This window comes from Paenibacillus liaoningensis, assembly GCF_059609455.1.
Genome location: NZ_JCAALU010000002.1, coordinates 296,493 through 315,396, shown reverse-complemented (window position 1 = coordinate 315,396; position 18,904 = coordinate 296,493). Strand labels below are relative to the sequence as shown.

At 50.5% G+C, this 18,904-nt stretch carries 16 protein-coding genes and 2 pseudogenes; 12 read left to right on the top strand and 6 right to left on the bottom strand.

The genetic code is table 11. The features are described from left to right. Positions 1–517: 517 nt before the first annotated feature. Positions 518–922: an IDEAL domain-containing protein gene (locus tag AC6B99_RS04105; RefSeq protein ID WP_063892701.1), complete on the bottom strand. Its 405-nt coding sequence runs from the start codon at positions 920–922 to the stop codon at positions 518–520. A 312-nt stretch (positions 923–1,234) separates the two neighbouring features. Next, positions 1,235–2,125: a helix-turn-helix domain-containing protein gene (locus tag AC6B99_RS04100; RefSeq protein ID WP_494859717.1), complete on the bottom strand. Its 891-nt coding sequence runs from the start codon at positions 2,123–2,125 to the stop codon at positions 1,235–1,237. A 318-nt stretch (positions 2,126–2,443) separates the two neighbouring features. On the opposite strand from AC6B99_RS04100, the gene AC6B99_RS04095 reads away from it, so the two are divergent. From AC6B99_RS04095 to AC6B99_RS04070, 6 genes and pseudogenes are all read left to right on the top strand, one after another. Continuing rightward, positions 2,444–3,640, top strand: coding sequence for an LLM class flavin-dependent oxidoreductase (locus AC6B99_RS04095; RefSeq protein ID WP_496662807.1), 1,197 nt, complete (start codon positions 2,444–2,446; stop codon positions 3,638–3,640). A 36-nt stretch (positions 3,641–3,676) separates the two neighbouring features. After that, complete coding sequence (locus AC6B99_RS04090; protein ID WP_496662806.1) at positions 3,677–4,957, top strand: ABC transporter substrate-binding protein; 1,281 nt, start codon at positions 3,677–3,679, stop codon at positions 4,955–4,957. A 4-nt stretch (positions 4,958–4,961) separates the two neighbouring features. Continuing rightward, a complete protein-coding gene (locus tag AC6B99_RS04085) occupies positions 4,962–5,834 on the top strand; it encodes a carbohydrate ABC transporter permease (RefSeq protein WP_496662805.1) in 873 nt (290 codons plus the stop codon). Positions 5,835–5,933: 99 nt separating this feature from the next. Next, complete coding sequence (locus tag AC6B99_RS04080; RefSeq protein WP_056042792.1) at positions 5,934–6,749, top strand: carbohydrate ABC transporter permease; 816 nt, start codon at positions 5,934–5,936, stop codon at positions 6,747–6,749. Between the two features lie 253 nt (positions 6,750–7,002). Beyond that, positions 7,003–7,332, top strand: coding sequence for an ArsR/SmtB family transcription factor (locus AC6B99_RS04075; RefSeq protein WP_056042790.1), 330 nt, complete (start codon positions 7,003–7,005; stop codon positions 7,330–7,332). Positions 7,333–7,351: 19 nt separating this feature from the next. After that, positions 7,352–7,874 (top strand): annotated as a pseudogene (locus AC6B99_RS04070) (SRPBCC domain-containing protein). A 150-nt stretch (positions 7,875–8,024) separates the two neighbouring features. Here AC6B99_RS04070 and serS read toward each other — a convergent pair. From serS to AC6B99_RS04050, 4 genes are all read right to left on the bottom strand, one after another. After that, positions 8,025–9,431, bottom strand: a complete 1,407-nt coding sequence (serS, locus tag AC6B99_RS04065; RefSeq protein WP_496662804.1) for a serine--tRNA ligase — start codon at positions 9,429–9,431, stop codon at positions 8,025–8,027. 282 nt (positions 9,432–9,713) lie between these two features. Next, the gene (locus AC6B99_RS04060) at positions 9,714–10,559 is read right to left on the bottom strand and encodes a glycine betaine ABC transporter substrate-binding protein (RefSeq protein WP_496662855.1); all 846 of its coding nucleotides are present in this window, start codon (positions 10,557–10,559) and stop codon (positions 9,714–9,716) included. Between the two features lie 88 nt (positions 10,560–10,647). Next, positions 10,648–11,484 (bottom strand): ABC transporter permease subunit, encoded by an 837-nt coding sequence (locus AC6B99_RS04055; protein ID WP_494880202.1) that lies wholly within the window; start codon positions 11,482–11,484, stop codon positions 10,648–10,650. Continuing rightward, positions 11,481–12,680 carry a quaternary amine ABC transporter ATP-binding protein gene (locus AC6B99_RS04050; protein WP_341281342.1) on the bottom strand — a complete coding sequence of 400 codons (1,200 nt, stop codon included), beginning with the start codon at positions 12,678–12,680 and terminating at the stop codon, positions 11,481–11,483. Before AC6B99_RS04050 ends, AC6B99_RS04055 begins: the two co-directional genes overlap by 4 nt. Positions 12,681–12,978: 298 nt before the next feature. Between AC6B99_RS04050 and AC6B99_RS04045 the strand changes: the two genes are divergently transcribed. The 6 genes and pseudogenes from AC6B99_RS04045 (at position 12,979) to AC6B99_RS04020 (ending at position 18,891) form a co-directional block, all read left to right on the top strand. Then, entirely contained in the window at positions 12,979–13,536 is a 558-nt protein-coding gene (locus AC6B99_RS04045) for a GbsR/MarR family transcriptional regulator (RefSeq protein ID WP_473758269.1), read from the top strand. A 179-nt stretch (positions 13,537–13,715) separates the two neighbouring features. Beyond that, positions 13,716–14,768, top strand: a complete 1,053-nt coding sequence (locus tag AC6B99_RS04040; protein ID WP_496662803.1) for a histidine kinase — start codon at positions 13,716–13,718, stop codon at positions 14,766–14,768. Beyond that, the gene (locus AC6B99_RS04035) at positions 14,743–15,867 is read left to right on the top strand and encodes a BTAD domain-containing protein (RefSeq protein WP_056042778.1); all 1,125 of its coding nucleotides are present in this window, start codon (positions 14,743–14,745) and stop codon (positions 15,865–15,867) included. Before AC6B99_RS04040 ends, AC6B99_RS04035 begins: the two co-directional genes overlap by 26 nt. A gap of 233 nt (positions 15,868–16,100) precedes the next feature. Continuing rightward, positions 16,101–16,214, top strand: a pseudogene (locus AC6B99_RS04030) (chemotaxis response regulator protein-glutamate methylesterase); the annotation flags it as partial. A gap of 124 nt (positions 16,215–16,338) precedes the next feature. Continuing rightward, positions 16,339–16,767 (top strand): chemotaxis protein CheW, encoded by a 429-nt coding sequence (locus AC6B99_RS04025; protein ID WP_046228964.1) that lies wholly within the window; start codon positions 16,339–16,341, stop codon positions 16,765–16,767. A gap of 72 nt (positions 16,768–16,839) precedes the next feature. Next, positions 16,840–18,891 carry a chemotaxis protein CheW gene (locus AC6B99_RS04020; protein WP_496662802.1) on the top strand — a complete coding sequence of 684 codons (2,052 nt, stop codon included), beginning with the start codon at positions 16,840–16,842 and terminating at the stop codon, positions 18,889–18,891. Positions 18,892–18,904: the final 13 nt, after the last annotated feature.

Here is an 18,904-nt window from a genome sequence, read left to right as displayed (position 1 = left end):
TGCGACTGTTTGCGGAAGAAAAAAATAGGTGCGGTCAAGCAGCTTCAATCCACGCACCCCATACGGAGTGCGACAGCGAAAATGCCCATGAATGATGCCAAGCAGGCATTCATCCAGCACATTTTCAAAAAAAGTAATGCCAAACAAGTCTAAAACAAAAATTGACTTTTGCCCGTTCTCATGAAAATAAGTCGTTTTCGACAAGTTTCGAGGTGCGAATCCCCCAGGGATTTCATGGGAGCTTCACATTCGCACCAGTCTTTTGCATATTTCCCTTACATACTTCTTTTACATTATTTTCTCTCATCGTAAGGGATGGCAGAAAACAATACAACCCCTAATTCAGCATGAAATCCACCGCCGATACCGCTGATACTAGCGACGCTATAGCTCACCCCAATCGTTCCCCACAAGTCCATGCCACCCTCAAAAAAATAAAGCGTCCCAGAAGGAACGCTTCATCTCCATCTCCATCCGGCACACTAGCGCCGACGATGAACATTTTTACTGCTATGTGTTACAAGCCGTTTGCTTCTCCATTAACCGAAATGCCCAGACGGTTGAAAATCTTGGTATGGGCGTTTGGCAGGGAGCTGTCCTGCGGCAATTTGCCATTGTTCAAATTGACGAGCATGGCCGAAAGCTCATTAAACCAAGCTTCATCGTTTGTTGCGAGCGCCAGGTCGATTAGCTGCGTCAGTTGCTGCACCGTATAAAGCGGTGACGAGCGCAGCGAATTAACCTGTGAAGCTGCAAGCGTAATCGTTCTGCCGATGGCAAGCTCATTGTCGCATGCCGTTACATATAGCCGTACCGTGCCGTGGGAAGCATCAACGCTTTCTACGAAGCCGAGCATCAGCTCGCCATTTCCAGTCGTTCCGTTCATCCAGTCGCCCGGTTTAATTATCATCTCATTATTCATTCCAGTCACCACCTGTCGTTTAATGGAACCTGCAATTATGCCTGATTTTTTCAAAAATATAAGCATTTATAAGTCACATCCTTATAAATGGGCTTATATTTCAGCGTGAAACGGTAACTTTGCCGCCAGAGGACGGCGACAGCCGTTTACACTTGAAATATAGGAAGGGATATCGTAACACTATCCTTTCTCTATATTTCTCGGAATGAAACGCGCTGCGCCGTCAAAGGATGGCAACGGCCGTTTCACCTTGAATCCCATTACAATCTAACAATGATAATACTGTAATTATAATTTATACAGTTACAGCTGTCAATCGTTGCTCTCTGTTTTCCCGCTAATGAGCTGGGAGCGGTATTGCTTGGGCGCAATCCCTACATTTTTCTTAAACGCTTTGGAAAAAGAAAAGAGGTCGGGGAAGCCGATGGAGCTGGCGATTTCCGATAACGTATAGCCGGTTTGCGCGAGAAGACGCTTGGCTTCGCCCATTTTTTGCTGCTGGATATATTGGACCGGTGTTATGCCGTATGCTTTGCTGAATTGTTTAGTAAAATGTGTGCGATTGACTCCCACGTAGTCGGAGACGCTCTCCACGGAAATGCCCTCCGCATAATGAATCTCCATATACTCCAGCCCCTTTTGCAGCCAACTGATGCTGCGATGGTCGCGGGGAACAACAGCGGGAGAAGCAGATGAGACAAGCTCATCCCATATCCGGTGAAAAAGGCCTAGCCGCGCCAGGTCGGTATTCGGTGGACCCGAGTGGCTGACGAGCTGCAATAGCTGCTGCATAAATTCGGCAGCCTGTGGTGTCAGTGCGCCGGGTGCATGGGGCGATTGCGGCCCAAGCCCGAGCCGGGCCAACAGCTGAATCGCTTTCTTGCCATCAAAGGCAAAAAAGATTTTGTGCAGCGGCTCCTCCGCCAAGGTGAAATATTCATGGGTAACTTGCGGGAACAGGCAGAACAGATCATTTTGACGCAGCGTGTACGTCTTGTTGCCCTGAATGAATGTTCCTTGCCCCTCCAGCACGCCTAGCAAATAATAATAAGGCGCCACGCGCGGGCCGATATGATAATTCGGCTTGGCGATATTCGTTCCGACCCGAATGGGCCATGCAGCTCCCGATTTCTCGAAAGCAGAAGGCGTGAAATGATAGATTTCCAGCCATTCATGATGGTCCTCACGCATATTCGGTCTCATCATTAATACCCCCTTTTTTCCATGTTTAAACGTGCCTGGCCTACAATCTATTATTCTATCTTTACCTCAATGGCGCTGTGAAAAGACATAACCTTTCCCAGTATAGCAAATGATTCGACATCACAAAATGACAAGTTTAAAACGCCGCGAAATGACATTGACCCACTAACGGTTGATTGTTATGATGCAAATACAACTATTCCTACTAAACTTGTTGGTTATTGACCGGACAGCCGGATGTACCATAGGCATCTGCCAGACGAACTGGAGATACGGGCTGCTCACGGATCCAGAGTCATACCCGTAAAGGAGAGCATAATGGTGAATAATCTTAATGAACATAAAGAGATAGAATTTGGCTGGTTTCTGCCTACGGCGGGAGATGGCAGCTACGTAGGCGTAGCATCGGAGAGGGAACCTACGCTGGAGTATTTGATTGATGTGGCTAAAGCGGCTGAAAAAGCAGGCCTTGGCTTCGTACTGATCCCAACGGGCGGCCCGTGCTTGGACGCTTGGGTTGTTGGCTCAGCCATTATGAGCCACACGACGACGCTTCGCCCGCTTGTAGCGGTGCGCCCAGGCCTCACAACCCCAGTGCTGTCGGCCCGAATGGGAGCGGCGCTCGATCAATTATCTGGCGGACGCGCGATGATTAACGTCGTGACCGGAAGCTCGGTGCAGGATCTGGAGGAGCTTGGCGACCCGCTTGCCCATGCGCATGATGAGCGCTATGAGCGCGCCAGTGAATATTTGGCGGTGATGCAGCAGGCGTGGAAGCAATCGAATGGCATTAAAGCTTCTGAATTCGTCGGCAGCGAAGGTGCCGAAACGAAGCAGAACGATCAGCAGCAGCCTTTCCGCGGAAAATATTATCAGTTCACGCGTGCGGTGACGACGCCGCTGACGGTGCAGAAGCCTCATCCGCCGTTTTACCTCGGCGGAAGCTCTCCAGCAGCGAAGCGCGTAGCGGTTGAATTCGCGGATACGTATTTAATGTGGGGCGAGCCGCATGACTGGATTCGCGAGCAGATCGAAGATTTTGAAGTCGTTCGTTCGCAGTATCGCGAGGAGACGGGCATTGACCGTCCGGTCCGCTTCGGGCTTCGGGCGCAAGTATTGGTACGCGACACAGAGGAAGAGGCTTGGGCCGCGGCATGGGAGCTCATTAGCAAGGTGTCGCCTGAAGCGATTGAGCAGGCGCAGAAAGCTTTTGCCAAGACAGACGCAACGAACCAACGCCGGCAGAACGAGCTGCGCGAGCAGTTCAAGGATGAGCGATTTGTCGTAGGGCCGAACCTGTGGGCAGGACTGTCGCTTGTCCGTTCGGGCGGAGCGATCCTGATTGTAGGCACAGCCGACCAAGTATCAGAACGATTAATTGAATACGCAGAGCTAGGCGTATCCTCCTTTATATTGTCGGGCTACCCTCATCTGGAGGAGGCAGAGCGCTTCGGCAAAGAAGCATTGCCGCTGTTCCATCAGAAGTGGGCGAGCAGACGCGAAGTACGGGCGTAAATTTTCACAGAAGATGACAGGAGGGTTTTTAAATCCATGATGTTGAAAAAATATTCGTTTCCCGCAGCCATACTGCTGCTGCTTGCACTCATCTTGGCAGCTTGCGGCGGCATTGGCGGCGATGCCAGCAGCAATACCGCATCCAGCGGCAATAGCGGAGCTGGCAAGCCCGTAGAGATCAGCTTTATCCATTGGCAGGGCGATGTGCCAGTCTGGAACGAGATTATTAAAGATTTTGAGCAGGAAAATCCCGGCATCAAAGTGTCGATGCAGACGTTCCCGTCTGAGCAATATCAGACGACGGCGCAGGTTAAGCTGCTCGACGGCTCTGTAGGCGACGTATTTGCTTCCTTCCCGGGCGCACAGTTTGAATCCATTGCCAAAGCAGGCTTATACACCGATTTAACGAATGAGGCATTCGTCCAATTGTTTGTGCCGGAGCTGATTAAATCCGGAGCAAAGGATGGCAAGCAATACGCGCTGCCGTATTCTCTCGTGTACAACATTCCGGTTTACAACGTCGGGCTGTTCGAGCAATACAACCTTTCACCTCCGAAGGATTGGGACAGCTTCCTTGCCGCAAGCGAAACGCTTAAGAGCAACGGCATTATCCCGATCGCCTTCCCCGGCGCCGATATTGGCCCAGGCCAATTCATGAACCCGATGATGATGAACAATGCGCCGGATGAAGAGGTGTTCCAAAAGCTTGAGAAGGGCGAAACCAAGCTTACGGATGAATGGTGGACCACCACGCTGTCGCAGTTCAAAGAACTGAACGACAAAGGTTATTTCCAGCCGGATTCGCTGGGTACGAATACGGATGCGGCGATTGCCCTTTTCTCACAAGGAAAAGCGGCGATGCTGGCAACTGGCTCGTACTCCATTGCAGCCGTATTGAAAGCGAGTCCTGAGCTGAAGCTGGATTTGCTCGCTCCAATTACCGTGCCCGCTGATCAAGCAATCTATGAAGGCATTCATACGACGACATTCATGCTTGGCGTCAACAGCAAGTCCAAGCATCCGGAAGAAGCCAAAGCCTTCATTTCCTATCTGGGCAAAAAAGAAGTAGCGGGCAAAGTCGCAAATGCGGCGAACCAGAACATTCCGGTCAAGGATATCGAATACACAAGCCCTGCTTTGCAAGTCATCAGCGGCTGGGCCGATAAGAAAACGCGCTTCCAGCCTCGTTATCTCATTACGAATATTGAAATTCAGAAGGCGGTTACCGGCTCCATTCAAGCGGTCATTGCTGGCGATTCGGCGGAAGGGGCTGCCAGCAGCGCGCAAGCGATTGTGATCCAGCAGCTGAAGCCATAGTCTGATGGCTGTGCGGAAGACGATATACTTCTTTTTTGTCCCGGGGCTGCTGCTCTATGCTGTCTTCTTTCTATATCCGACGCTGTCCGGCTTCTACAATTCCTTCACGGATTGGGACGGCATGTCGGACACCTCCGGCTTCGTAGGTCTTGATAATTACAAGACGGTAGCAGACAGCATTATTTTCAAAAAAGCGATCGGCAACAACTTGCGGTTCATGCTGTCGGTCGTGGTCGTGCAGACGCTCGTATCACTAATTGTAGCGCTGCTGCTGACGAAAAATAAAAAAACGACGGTGGCGCTGCGGGCGCTGTATTTCTTCCCGACGATATTATCGTCTGCCGCCGTCGGCTTTATCGCTGCTTATGTTTACGATCCGAATCTGGGGCTGCTTAACGAGCTGCTCCGGATGCTCGGATTGTCAGCGCTTGCGAATAATTGGCTTGGCAATCCGTCGCTTGCGATCTATTCCATTGCTGCCGTTCAAGCATGGGCGCATATTGGGCAAATGGCAATTTTGTTTATCGCAGGCCTGCATGCGATTCCAGAGGAGCTGTATGAGGCGGCGAAGCTGGACGGGGGCGGCAGATGGGCTATTTTTCGCCGGATTACTTGGCCCTTGCTTGCGCCTGCGGCTACGATTGTTGTTGCTTATACGACGATTCAGTCCTTCAAGGCGTTTGATTTGATTTTCGTTACGACGCGGGGCGGCCCGAATTATGCGACGGAAATTTTGTCCACGTACATTTATTCGGCGGCGTTCCAAAACTATAAGTTTGGCCAAGCGTCTGCTGCGTCGATTTATTTCCTATTTATTATTGCCTTCATTACGTTTCTGCAATTCAGAGCGCTGCGGGCGAATCGCGTCTCCTATTAGGCCGTATTTTCAAGCTGCCTCCATGCTCTATGAAGCAGGCGGCTTAATGATAGGACCTTAACTTGCGTCATGATGAGATCAGAAAGGAGGCAAGAATTCATGCTGTTACGAATAGCAGGGCGTTTGTTTCTGCTCGCTTTCGCGATCATTATTTTGCTGCCGCTTATTTTCCTGATTGTGACGACGATCAAAGACCAGCAGCAGTTTTATGCGAGTCCGCTCGGTATTCCAAGCTCATTCACAGGGCAAAACTACAGCCATCTATTCGACAGCCAACCGATGCTGTCTTATTTCAGCAATAGCATAACGGTTTCTTTCAGCACGGTTGTCCTGGAGCTGATCGTGTCAAGCATGATTGCTTACGGCATTTACCGGATTGCCAATAGGCTCGGGCTAATCCTTTACGGCATATTTCTCATAGGATTGATGGTTCCGGCACAGGTGAATATGATTCCAATCTACTCCTTTATGCGCGATCTTGGGCTGATGAACAGCCGGTTTGGGCTCATATTAGTGACGGTCGCGATGCTGCTGCCAGTAGCGGTTTTTATGCTGACGGGCTTCATGCGCGCGCTGCCAAAGGAAATGTTCGAGGCAGGCAGCATGGATGGCGCGGGGGAATGGCGGCTTTACACCCAAATAGCGCTGCCGCTGTCAGCACCTTCACTTGCGGCAACAGCTATCTTCCTGCTCGTGGGCGTCTGGAATGACCTGCTGTTCCCGATGCTGCTGCTCACAGATAAGGCAAAAATGACGCTGCCCTTAGCGCTTTTGCAATTCCAGGGCGAATATTCAACCAATTATCCGGGGCTGCTGACCGGAGTTGTACTGATCTCGCTGCCGATGCTTATTTTATTTTTATTGCTGCAGCGTTATTTTATTTCCGGCATGGCCGCCGGATCATTGAAGGGCTAGAAGGAGCGCACACCGCTGGGGTGCAGCTCTTTTTTTTGATCTTTATACGTAAGCTGGTGACAAGTTTTATGCTTGTTAGCGGCTTTTTTTTGTGCAAAATGACAGTATGCCAATTATGCTCGGCGGAAGTTTTTTGATTATTCCTTGACGGGAATATTCCTGTAATGGTATATTCAATTCAGGGAAACGAAAGCACCTTCATAGCGCTGACTTCCCTTTAATTCTAACAGCGCCATTAAAGGACGCGGTTTTTATGAAAGCTACGACATTCAGCGCATTATCCGACCCGACGCGCCTGCGGATCATGGAGCTGCTGGTGGATGGTTCCTTGACTGTCGGAGAAATTGCGGAACGTCTGCCCATTCGTCAGCCTCAGGCTTCCAAGCATTTGCGTATATTGCTGGAAGCAGGGCTCGTCGAGGTGCAGGCAGCGGCCAATCGCCGTTATTACAAGCTTCGGGTGGAGCCGCTCCAAGAGATGGACAGCTGGCTGGAAACCTATCGCAGCCTATGGAGCGAGCGGTTCGACAAATTGGATTTTTACTTGCAGCAGTTGAAGGAACGAGGCAGCAAACCAAACTAACTTTCAGGAGGCAATCACAATGACGAACAAATTAAGCTTAAAGGTAGACGGACAGGTACTTACGATGGAGCGGGTTTTTGACGCACCGCATGCACTCGTGTTTGAAGCCCATTCCACGGCTGAGCATTTGAAGCATTGGTGGGGACCGAATGGCTGGATTTTGTCGGCTTGCACAGTCGATTTCCGTCCAGGCGGCGTATGGCATTACTGCATGAAATGCATCGACCAGAACCAAGGGGATTTTTTCGGCTATGAATCATGGGGCAAGGCCGTATACAAGGAAATAAATTGTAACGAATGAGAAAATCGCCTACGTAGATTATTTCTCTGATGCCGAAGGCAATGAATCCGCGGACATGCCGTCAGCTAACGTCACCATGACGTTCGAAGCGACGCAGGATGGCAAAACCAAATTCGTGAGCGTGACCCGCTACCCAACGGAGGAAGCACTCAAGACGGTAGTCGAAATGGGAATGGAGCAGGGCATCAGCGAAACATCGGATCGTCTGGTCGCCTACTTGGAAGAGCTGAAATCATCCTAACGCCAATACAGCTTGGAAAAATAAAGCCAGCAAGCTGCCCGCTGCCGTTCAGACTGCTGCTCAACTATAGAAAAGACAAGCGCTGCTGAATCGGCAGCGCTTGTCTTTTTATTTTCCAGCCTGTTGGTATGACCATTATCTGGACATGTTTTACTTTGTTTCTGGCTGCACCTGGGCTGCTTCCGCAAGGGGGGCAGCTGGAGCTTGCAGCATTTCCAGCCCGTTCATATAGGGACGAAGCGCTGGCGGAATATAAATCGAGCCGTCTTCAAGCTGATGATTTTCCAGCAGCGGAATAAGAATGCGCGGCGTTGCGACGGCCGTGTTGTTGAGCGTGTGGCAGTAGCGCAGCTTGCCTTCGGCATCGCGATAGCGAATATTCGAGCGCCGCGCCTGAAAATCATGCACATTCGACGACGAATGCGTCTCGCCATAAGCTTGCCTGCTCGGCATCCACGTTTCAATGTCGAATTGCTTCACATTTTTTTGCGACATATCGCCGGTACATACCGCAACAACACGATAGGGCAGCTCCAGCAATTGCAGCAGTTGTTCCGCATTCGCTGTTATTTCGTGGAGCAGCGCCTCCGAACGGGCAGGATCGGCTTCGCAAAGCACAACCTGCTCAACCTTGGCAAATTGATGCACGCGGTAGAGGCCGCGCACATCCCGGCCAGCCGAGCCGACCTCGCTGCGGAAGCAGGCGGTTGCGGCAGTAAGCCGAATCGGCTCGGCCACATCGACGATTTCATTATCGTAATAGGCGACTAGCGGTACTTCCGAAGTCCCGATCAGCCAGCGATCTTCGCCGTCGATCCGGTATGCAGAATCCGTTCCCCCGGGGAAATATCCCGTATTGTACATCGCTTCCTCTCTTACCATCAGAGGCACATCAAGCAGCGTAAATCCGCGCTCCAGCAAGTAATCGAGCGCAAGCTGCTGGACCGCACGGTGCAGCAGGGCACCTGTCCCTTTCAAATAGTAGCTGCGCGAGCCCGCCGTCCGAACGCCGCGATTTATATCTATCATGCCGTGGAGCTCGCCAAGCTCTACATGATCCCGCAGCGCAAAAGCGGGGGCCGGAATGCTGCCGATTCGGCGCAATTCCACATTGTCAGCATCCGACCTGCCGATAGGCGTATCTGTCGAAGCCGGATTCGGCACCTCCAGCATAAGCTTGCGGAATTGCTGCTCGGCTTCAAGCAGCTGCTCCTCGCAAGGCTTTAGCAGCTCATTAATTTTCGCTACTGCCTGCTTCAATTGCTCGGCCTGCTCTTGCTCCGTCCATTGCGGCGGTTCGAACGCCGCCTGTTGCTGCTTTGCCCCGTGCTGCTCCGCTCCTTGCTTCTGCTGCCTCGCATTTGCGCTCTGCATCAGCTTCCCAATGCGCTGCGAATGCGCATTGCGCTCCTGCCTAAGTTCGTCCGCCTTCTGCTGCAGCTCGCGTCTGTGGCTATCGGCATCCAGCAGCTGCTGAACGTTAAAATCCAGCCCCTTATGCTCCGCCGCCTGCTGCACCAGCTCTTTGTTTTCGCGAATCCATTTCATGTCCAGCATGTTACCGCGCTCCTTCGCCTTTTAAATAAAAACGCAAAAAACGCCCCTCATCCTTTTGGGACGAGGAGCGTTAAACTCGCGGTGCCACCCAACTTGACCGGACGGCAGTGCCGAACGATCCGCTTTGGTTCCGCGATAACGGGCGGGCCCGGTTAACTTAGGAGAAGCGCTAAGCATCTCTCTTGACGAGAACGCCTCGGAGTTGGATTCTCGTCATCAGCAAGTCGTTGTAATGAAATTAGATGTATTATAGCGCGCGCTGCTGATGAAAGCAAGGCCGAATTATTTCAACCAAGCATCAACTAGCTTCGCGTTGCCTTCAACCCAGGCTTTAGCTGCTGCTTCTGGCGTTTCGCCGCCTTGAATAGCAACCATGACCTTCGCCATATCCTCCGGCGTCCAGTTGAACTTGTCGAGGAAAGCATAAGCTTCCGATTTGTCCTCTTTCAGTCCTTTGCGTACAATCGTATGGATTTGTTCCGCGCTGCCGTATACATTTTTCGGATCATCCAAATATTTCAGATCCATCTTGGCGAACATCCAATGTGGTGTCCAACCCGTTACAACGATCGGCTCCTTATTGTCATACGCCTTCTGAAGCTCCTGCGACATTGCAGCGGACGAGCTTTCAAGCAGCGTCCATTTATCACGCAGGCCGTATGCATCGAGCGCTTTCTCCGAAGCCATCATAAGTCCGGCACCCGGCTCAATGCCAATAATTTTATAGTCCAGCTCGGGACCCGTCTTATCATTCAAATCCTCGATGCTGTTGATGTCCATATATTTAGGAACGACAAGTCCGGTTTTGGTGCCTTCTAGGTTAGCGCCGAGATCCTCATATTGCCCTTTATATTTATCTGCATAAGAGGCATGCGTGCTTGGGAGCCAAGCGGCAACGATTCCGTCTGCGCTTCCGTCGGAAATGCCAGCCCACATCGGCCCGGCATCCACTTGAAGCATTTCAACCTTGTAGCCCAGCTTCTGTTCCAACACTTCTTTAACGACATAGGTGCTCGCAATTTCTGAATCCCAAGCGACATAAGCAAGGGTAATGTTCTTGCTTCCGCTGGCGGAAGAACAGCCGGCGGCTAGAACAGCGAGCATAACGGCAGCAACTAGCATTTTCATTTTTTTCAACAATAACACTCCTTCTGAAAATCTTTCGATTGATCGAGCAGCTATCCCGCTGTATAGGCGGGAAGGGACTTGCGATTAATTACGCCTTTTTCGTACGGCGAATCGCATTTTGCGTCAAGCGGTCGAGGATAATCGCCAGTATAACGATGGCAATCCCCGCCTCAAAGCCAACTCCAGTGTTGCCCTGTGTCACCGCACGGTAAACGTACGAGCCGACACCTTGTGCGCCGATCATAGATGCGATAACGACCATCGAAAGCGACAGCATAATCGTCTGATTGATGCCCGCCATTATGCTTGGCAGCGCAATCGGCAATTGCAGCTTGATCAGCTTCTGCGACGGTGTAGAGCCGAACGCGTCCGCCGCTTCAGTCAGCTCTTCCGGAACTTGGCGTATGCCAAGATTGGTCATGCGAATCGTTGGTGGAATCGCAAAAATAATCGAAGCGATGACGCCTGGCACGACGCCAAGCGAGAAGAAGGAGACGGCAGGCAGCAAATAAACGAAGGCCGGCATCGTCTGCATAAAGTCAAGAATCGGAGTAACGATATTTTGAATGCTATTTTTACGTGCACACAAAATGCCAACAGGAACACCTACCACGACTGAAATGAGGGCAGAGGTCAGCACAAGCGACAGCGTCTGCATCGTTTGGCTCCAGTAGCCGAGATTATCAATGATGAGCAGGCCGACAAACGTAAACAGCGCCATGCGCCATTTGCCGAGAAACCAAGCTGCTGCGGTAAAAAGAATAATGAGCACGATCGCCGGGAAAAAGTCGAGAACGGTATTTAATCCGCCAACCGTTTCGCCAACGACCACTTTAATTAGCTTGAAGAAGGGGCTGAGATGGGTTTCAAGCCATGTTTCCAGCGCCCCAATCCAGTCCGCTAAAGGGATTTTGGGTATATTCATGCTTTAACACCTGCCTCTATTTCGGTATTGCCTGCGAGTGCGGCGAGCACTGCGCCTTTAATGACGATGCCCTTTAATCGGCCATTTTCACCGATGACTGCAACGGGCAATCGGGCATTGCCCATCAGCTCAAACAGCTCATTGAGCAGCGTATCGGGGGAGACGGTCGGAACATCACGCTGGGTCAGCGATTCAAGCGACAGCCCTTCCTTCAAAGCCTTCGCAGCGTCGTCAGCCGTAATGACACCAAGCAGGCGCATTTCCCTGTCCACCATATATAAGCTGGAAATGCTTCTGGCACGCATGAGCTGGAGCGCAACGCGCGGTCCTCTCTCATTCGTAATCGTCTCGGCCTTCGCCATGACATGGGAGGCGGTGAGCACCTTGGACAAATCGACGTCTTCGACGAAACGCTCGACATATTTATTGGCAGGCTGCATCAAAATTTCTTCCGGTGAGCCAATTTGCACAATGCTGCCATCCTTCATTAGGGCAATTTGGTCGCCAATGCGCAGCGCTTCATTCAAATCATGAGTAATGAAGACGATCGTTTTTTTCATCTTCGATTGCAGCTCCAGCAGCTCATCCTGCATATCCTTGCGGATAAGCGGGTCAAGTGCACTGAACGCTTCATCCATCAGCAGCACTTCGGGATCGCTGGCAAGTCCTCTTGCAAGACCTACGCGCTGCTGCATCCCGCCGCTTAGCTGCTCGGGATAACTGTCGCCGTAGCCTTTCAAGCCTACAAGCTCTAAAGATTGAATCGCCATTTCCCGGCGCTTCGACTTGTTGATGCCCTGAACTTCAAGGCCGTATTCGATGTTTTGCAGCACCGTGCGATGTGGGAACAGCGCAAATTTCTGAAACACCATCCCGACATGCTTGCGCCGAAACTGCCTGAGCTGCTCCGCCGTCATCTTGAGCACATCCTTGCCATTAAACAGCACTTGTCCGCCCGTCGGCTCAATTAAGCGATTCAATAAGCGAACGAGCGTCGATTTGCCGCTGCCCGATAAGCCCATAATGACAAATATTTGTCCGGCCTCTATCGAAAAATTGGCTTGATTCACGCCGACAGTCAGCTTTGTTTCTTTTAGAATCTTTTCCTTTGACCATCCTTTATCCAGCAGCGGTATTGCTTTTTTTGGGTCCGCTCCGAAAATCTTGGTCAGCTTTTTAGCTTCTATAATAGCCATGTAGTACCCCCTCCACGATCCTTGGCACAGGAAGCGAGGTGGACGCTTTATCATAACGCTCCTTCACCAAGCTTCGAGTGTTCGTCTGCTTACAAGTGTAGTTGGATAACAATGTAATGGTCAAAAGGCGTGAGCCCTTGTATACTTTGTACAGTTATAACTTTACAAACTTTTTGTACAGAATACTCCTGATAACTCCCTTTTTCATATCAACATGTTTCTTTACATTACCCTAGGCGTTTGATTACAATACATGTTGTAGGATGAATGGGACACGCCACTCCTCAGGAGGAACGACATGGATGAACTTGCAGCATTAACAGAAGAGCAGCAGCAGCTGCTGCTGAAGACGCGCCGGCGCGTCATTGAATCAATCGGCAAAAACATGGATCTGTATGGCATAACGCTGTCCATCGGGCATTTATATGGCAATATGTATTTCAACCGCGAGCCTGTCACGCTGGACGAAATGAGTGCTACGATGGGAATGAGCAAAACGTCAATGAGCACCGGAATGCGGACATTATACGATCTGAAAATGATCAATAAAGTATGGGGCAAAGGCTCACGCAAAGATTTGTATGAGGTGGTGCCGGATTGGCATGAGAACTTCACGGATTTTTTCTCGATTAAATGGAGGAAGGCTGCTGAGCAAAATGTACTTGCCCTAACCCGTTCTCTTAAGGAAATTGAACAGCTGGAGGAAAATCCGGAGCATTCCGAAGCCTTTCTTGATGTGCTCGCAAGCGATAGACAGAAGCTTCAGGAAGCACTCGCGTATTACAAGTGGCTGGGACGGCTCATTGATGCTTTTGAGTCAGGAGAAATCTATAAGCTGATTCCGAAGGAAGAGTAGGCAGCAGAATTTCGCACAACATAACCTACGTATAAAAACATACGCTTCGTGCAAGGCCGGTTGAAAGCAACCGGTCTTTTCTGCGTCTCCCTACAGAGCATAGTATAAAGAAAAGCTTCTATAACCGATATAGTTACTAGACGTTTTTATCTACTATAATTTGGAATGGGGGATTTGCATTGCTTCATGCGCTTCTCGTTCATGACCGCGTAACCGAAAGAGCGATTATTACGGATGTGTTCACAGAACAAAATATACAAATCTCGGCTGAGAGCAGGCTGGAAGACGCTTTGCTCTGGTTCAAGCAGGGCGACGAGGCTGACTTATGTCTTATTGACGCTTCTCTGGCAGAGGATGCTGAAGCCGCGTGCCGCGCTATTCGTGAGGCAAGCGGCAGCAAGGAGCTATACATACTCCTACTGCTTGACATCAAGGCCAGGAGTCAGCTGGAACGGCTCTACACAGCTGGGATGAATGATTATTTATTGCGGCCCTTCGCCGCTGTAGAGCTTAAGCATAAGCTCTGCATGCTCATGCAGCTGAGAAAATCAGAGGCCGGGCTTGTAGAGACGGAGCTGGCGATGCTGCGTGCGAAGATTAAGCCGCATTTTTTGTTTAATGCAATCGGTACAATCATTTTCATCAGCAAGCGTAATGCCGAGGAAGCGAGGGGACTGCTTCGCAGCCTGAGTGAATTTTTGCGCAGCAGCTTTGATTTTGAGAATCAGGCGGAGGCTGTTTCATTCAAGGTCGAGCTTGCACTCGTCAGCGCCTATCTGGATTTGGAGAAGGCTAGATTTGGCAGCCGTCTGCAGGTGAATTACGAGCTCGGAGCGACGCAGTTTCACCTGCCACCCTTTATCATTCAGACGCTGGTGGAAAATGCGATTCGCCATGGCATTACAGCCAAGCTCATTGGCGGCACGATTGAAATTATTACGCTCTCCGTTCCTGGGGGCATCCGCGTCATTATTAAGGACGATGGAGTCGGTATTCCGGAGGAGCAGCTTGAAAGCTTCATGCGCATAAGGAAACAGCCGCCAAGCAGGCGATTGCCAAGTGGGCAGCAGCTGAGGCAGGGAATTGGGCTTGCGAATACAAACGAGCGGCTGCTCCGCCATTTTGGAACGGGACTGCATATTAGACGGCGCGAAAGCGGAGGCACGACCGTTACCTTTTTGATACCGGCACAGGGAGGGATTTTAAATGTTGAACGTCGCGGTGGTGGATGATGAGCACTGGGCGCTTGAGGAAATGAAGGAATATTTATCGAACTGTGAAGGAATCGGCTCCATTCAGCTTTATGATGATCCGCTGGAGGGGCTTGCGGCCATTAAGCGCGAGCCGCCAGATGTCGTATTCATAGACATTTACATGCCGCAAATTTCTGGTCTTATGTTCGCGGAGGAAATGCTCGCTTATTGCCCAGGGACGGCTACCGTATTTGTCACGGCATTTGACAATCATGCGTTGCAGGCTTATGAGCTGAATGTGGAGGATTATATTTTGAAACCGGTAGCCCCGCAGCGGCTTCAGCGAACGGTGGAGCGTGTACGTCAACGCAGAATTGGGAGAAATAAATTGGCCGCCGAGGCGGTAAAGCAGAAAGACAGAGTCGACGTTCAATGCTTCGGCAAGCTGAACCTGTATGGGACAGCAGGTCCCGTCAAATGGAAGGTGCTGAAAACGAAGGAGCTGTTCGCGTATTTATGGACGAACCGGGAATGCCGCGTGGAGAATATTATGGATGATGTTTTTCCTGGAATGGAAGATACGAAGGCAAGGGCATACATTCACACCTGCGTGTATCAACTCCGTCAGCTGTTGAAGCGTAATGGGCTGGACGGGAGGGTTCGGATTAAATCGCTGCGGGAGAAGTATATTTTGACTGCCGAGCATATGTCCTCAGATATGCTTGAATTTCAACAGCTAGCGAAACGTGCGGTCGACATGGGCAGCCTATTTTTGCTCCGACAGGCGGTGAACTTATACAAGGAGGAAGTGCTGACTGACATTCAGAGCGTCTGGGTTTATCGGCTGCGCGAGCATTATAGGCTTATCGGAGGCCTGGTTGTGGAGCGGCTTGTCGAGGAGCTGCTGAATCAGGGAGATATTCTTGTAGCAACGGATTATGCGCTCGAATACTTAAACAAGGAGCCTTACGATGAGGGGGCCTTATGGCTCGTAGTCCGCTGCTATAAGAGAGGAGGCAATCGGGTGAAGGCCGACACCGTATTTAAGCAGTTTTGCAAGCGCAGTGCAGGGGAGCTTGGAGCTTGTCCACATGCCGAGCTTGTAGACCGATATGAGTCGCTAATGCAATCAACCTGATAGGGGATAATAAGAAGCTGCCTTTTGTCTGAGACAAAGGTAGTTTTTTTGCGCTTTTGAGAAGATTATGAAAAGTTTCCTAATTGATCAAGTTAACGCGTAATGCTAATTAAATTCGTTAAAATGCTACAAAAATCGACAAAAGATTCAGTTATGATTCAGAGATGTTTGTTATTGTGTAGGAAATAAGGCGCAGCAATCAGCAAAACGGGAGGACTGAAGATGTAAAATTTGGTGGAGAAGAGACCATTATGGCGCTTCAGTGCGGGGCGGTTGATTTTGTCGCCAAGCCGTCGGGAGAGCTGTCAGCCGATATTTATAAAGTAAAGTCAGAATTGTGTAAAAAATAAAAAACGCAACCGGAGCGCCGATAGTTGATCGGGGAACCGTCGATTATGTGCTGCCCATTGAGCAGATTGGCAGAAAGCTGCTGGACGTTACCAAAGGCAGAATATGAAAGGGGGTGAAATCATGCAGGGGGTAGAGCAAATGCAGTATGTACAATTTGGCGTAGGGGAAGAAAGCTATGGCATACGTATAGCTGAAGTTCATGAAATTATACGTATGCAGGAAATTACCGAAATACCGAATTGCCAGTTTTATGTGATGGGTGTCATTAATTTACGCGGCAAAATTATTCCGGTTATTAGCCTGCGAGCGTTATTTTCACTGGATGAGGATGTGTATTCAAAAGCGACGCGAATCGTCGTTGTTCATCATCAGGAGGAGTCGATCGGCATTATTGTAGATCGGGTGTACAAGGTTACGACGTTTCACGATATTCAGCCACCGCCGGAGCGGGTAGGCGGCATTAACGGTGCCTATTTTACAGGAATCGGTCTTACAGAGTCAGAATTGGTCGGCATATTAAAGATCGATGAGGTGCTGCTGCGCGATTAATGCTTCTTGCTTCACACAGCATACTTCAAGCAGCAAGGTAGCTCTTAAGTCAACGCTTACAAGGTGGTGCATATGTTCGATAACTCGGAATTCAGGCAAGTGTTTCTCGAAGAGCTTGAGGAACAGATTATGACGATGGAAGAAGAGATTTTATCTTTGGAAAAGCAAGGCTCTCATTCTGAGGGCATTCAGCGGCTTTTCCGGGCGGCACATACGATTAAAGGCTCTTCCGCGGCAATGGGCTATATGGAGCTCAAGCAGCTAACCCATGAATGGGAGCATCTGCTTGATATGCTGCGCAATGAAGAGCTTGAGATGACACGGGAATTAACGAATTTATTTTTTCAATGTCTCGACTTTATTAAAGATTTGCAAAACAGCATTATCCACGAGGAGCTGCTGCCGGACCCTTCGGCGGTCATCAAGGAATTGGGACGCTTCTCGAAAGCAAATACGGAATCAGTCGCGGCTGCAAAGGAATCAGCAGGCGAAGCTTTGCCGGAAGAGGCGGAGCAGTTGCTGCGAGAATATATACATAGCGGTCAAACCGTATATACAATTACCGTCAAGCTGACTGAGGACTGCATGATGAAGCTCGCTCGCATCAGCATTATTGATATTTCCTTGCGTGCGTTTGGCGAGGTGCTGTGGAATGAGCCCAATATGAAGCTGGTGAAGGATGATCAGGATATTCATGCGATACGGTGGCTGATTGCCACTCAAGAGGTGGAGCCAGATGCTCTTGAGCTGGCGGTAGCTGGGCTGATGGACGTGCAGAGCGTAAGGGTGGAGGCATCGATGCCGTCCCAACCGGAGGCTGAGACAGCCGCAGTTTTGGAGCTGGAACAGGAGAACGTGGACATGCTGCCCGGTTTTGCCGTAAGCGTAGCGCAGGATGAAGCAGACAAGACGCAGCAGTCCAAAGCGTCAGTGAAACAGCAGACGATTCGCGTCAACGTGGAACGACTGGAAAATGTACTCGATTTGCTCGGAGAGCTAGTAATCGACCAAACCCGCTTGAAGCAGGCCATTCAAACACTGCATCAAGCATATGGGTATTCCGAGACGATGGATGACCTCGGCGAAATCAGCGATCATCTGTCCAGATTGATTGGCAGCCTGCAGGAAAACGTACTAAAAGTACGGATGCTGCCGATCGAGCAGCTGTTCAGCCGTTTCCCGCGCATGGTCCGTGATTTGGCGCAAACGCTGAATAAAAGCGTTGATCTGCAAATGGTCGGCGGCGATACAGAGCTTGACCGCACGCTTATTGAAGAGGTCGGCGATCCGATGATTCATTTGATCCGCAACGCGGTGGACCACGGTATTGAAATGCCGGAAGAGCGGGTTAAATGCGGCAAGCCTGAGCAGGGAACAGTTAGAATAAGCGCGGCGCATGAGGATAATCAGGTTGTTGTTGTCGTCGAGGATGATGGCGGCGGCATTGATACGAACAAGCTGCGTAAATCCGCTGTTGCCAAAGGTGTCATCACCGCAGAGGAGGCGGCACTGCTTGATGAGCATAAGGCGCTGCGCCTTATTTTTCAACCAGGCTTCTCAACGGCCTCCCAGCTTAGCGATGTATCGGGCAGAGGCGTGGGCATGGATATCGTGCGGACGGATATCGAGCGGCTTGGCGGAATTATTGATATTGATACGTCCGTCGGCGTTGGAACGAAGTTCACGATAAGGCTGCCGCTGACGCTTGCCATTACAACGGGCTTGCTCGTCAAGGCGAGCGACCAAACGTTTATTTTGCCAATGAGCGCCGTTGTGGAAATTATTCGAGTCGATACAAGCACGCTCAAAATGATAAAAGGCTCGCCGGTTATTAAAATCCGCAATCAGATCGTACCGTTCGTATGGCTGCATGAAATGTTCGGCTATACACGCACGGAGGGCAGACCCGACAAAATTCCGGTCGTAATGATCGGCAGAGCGGAGCAGCGGCTGGCTATTGCGGTCGATCAGCTGCTTGGGAATCAAGAGGTCGTTATTAAAACGCTTGGTTCCTATGTGGGCAAGGTGGACGGTATTTCAGGAGCAACGATTTTGGGCAACGGGCGAATTGCGTTGATTTTGGAAATTGGCGGCATTATGAAAAAAGCAAGCGGCATCAGCTAGAACGTCGTTTGCC

Coding starts and splice junctions, on each gene's coding strand:
- AC6B99_RS04105 (WP_063892701.1), bottom strand. CDS start 922: ATGAATAATGAGATGATAATTAAACCGGGCGACTGGATGAACGGAACG.
- AC6B99_RS04100 (WP_494859717.1), bottom strand. CDS start 2,125: ATGAGACCGAATATGCGTGAGGACCATCATGAATGGCTGGAAATCTAT.
- AC6B99_RS04095 (WP_496662807.1), top strand. CDS start 2,444: ATGGTGAATAATCTTAATGAACATAAAGAGATAGAATTTGGCTGGTTT.
- AC6B99_RS04090 (WP_496662806.1), top strand. CDS start 3,677: ATGATGTTGAAAAAATATTCGTTTCCCGCAGCCATACTGCTGCTGCTT.
- AC6B99_RS04085 (WP_496662805.1), top strand. CDS start 4,962: ATGGCTGTGCGGAAGACGATATACTTCTTTTTTGTCCCGGGGCTGCTG.
- AC6B99_RS04080 (WP_056042792.1), top strand. CDS start 5,934: ATGCTGTTACGAATAGCAGGGCGTTTGTTTCTGCTCGCTTTCGCGATC.
- AC6B99_RS04075 (WP_056042790.1), top strand. CDS start 7,003: ATGAAAGCTACGACATTCAGCGCATTATCCGACCCGACGCGCCTGCGG.
- serS (WP_496662804.1), bottom strand. CDS start 9,431: ATGCTGGACATGAAATGGATTCGCGAAAACAAAGAGCTGGTGCAGCAG.
- AC6B99_RS04060 (WP_496662855.1), bottom strand. CDS start 10,559: ATGAAAATGCTAGTTGCTGCCGTTATGCTCGCTGTTCTAGCCGCCGGC.
- AC6B99_RS04055 (WP_494880202.1), bottom strand. CDS start 11,484: ATGAATATACCCAAAATCCCTTTAGCGGACTGGATTGGGGCGCTGGAA.
- AC6B99_RS04050 (WP_341281342.1), bottom strand. CDS start 12,680: ATGGCTATTATAGAAGCTAAAAAGCTGACCAAGATTTTCGGAGCGGAC.
- AC6B99_RS04045 (WP_473758269.1), top strand. CDS start 12,979: ATGGATGAACTTGCAGCATTAACAGAAGAGCAGCAGCAGCTGCTGCTG.
- AC6B99_RS04035 (WP_056042778.1), top strand. CDS start 14,743: ATGTTGAACGTCGCGGTGGTGGATGATGAGCACTGGGCGCTTGAGGAA.
- AC6B99_RS04025 (WP_046228964.1), top strand. CDS start 16,339: ATGCAGGGGGTAGAGCAAATGCAGTATGTACAATTTGGCGTAGGGGAA.
- AC6B99_RS04020 (WP_496662802.1), top strand. CDS start 16,840: ATGTTCGATAACTCGGAATTCAGGCAAGTGTTTCTCGAAGAGCTTGAG.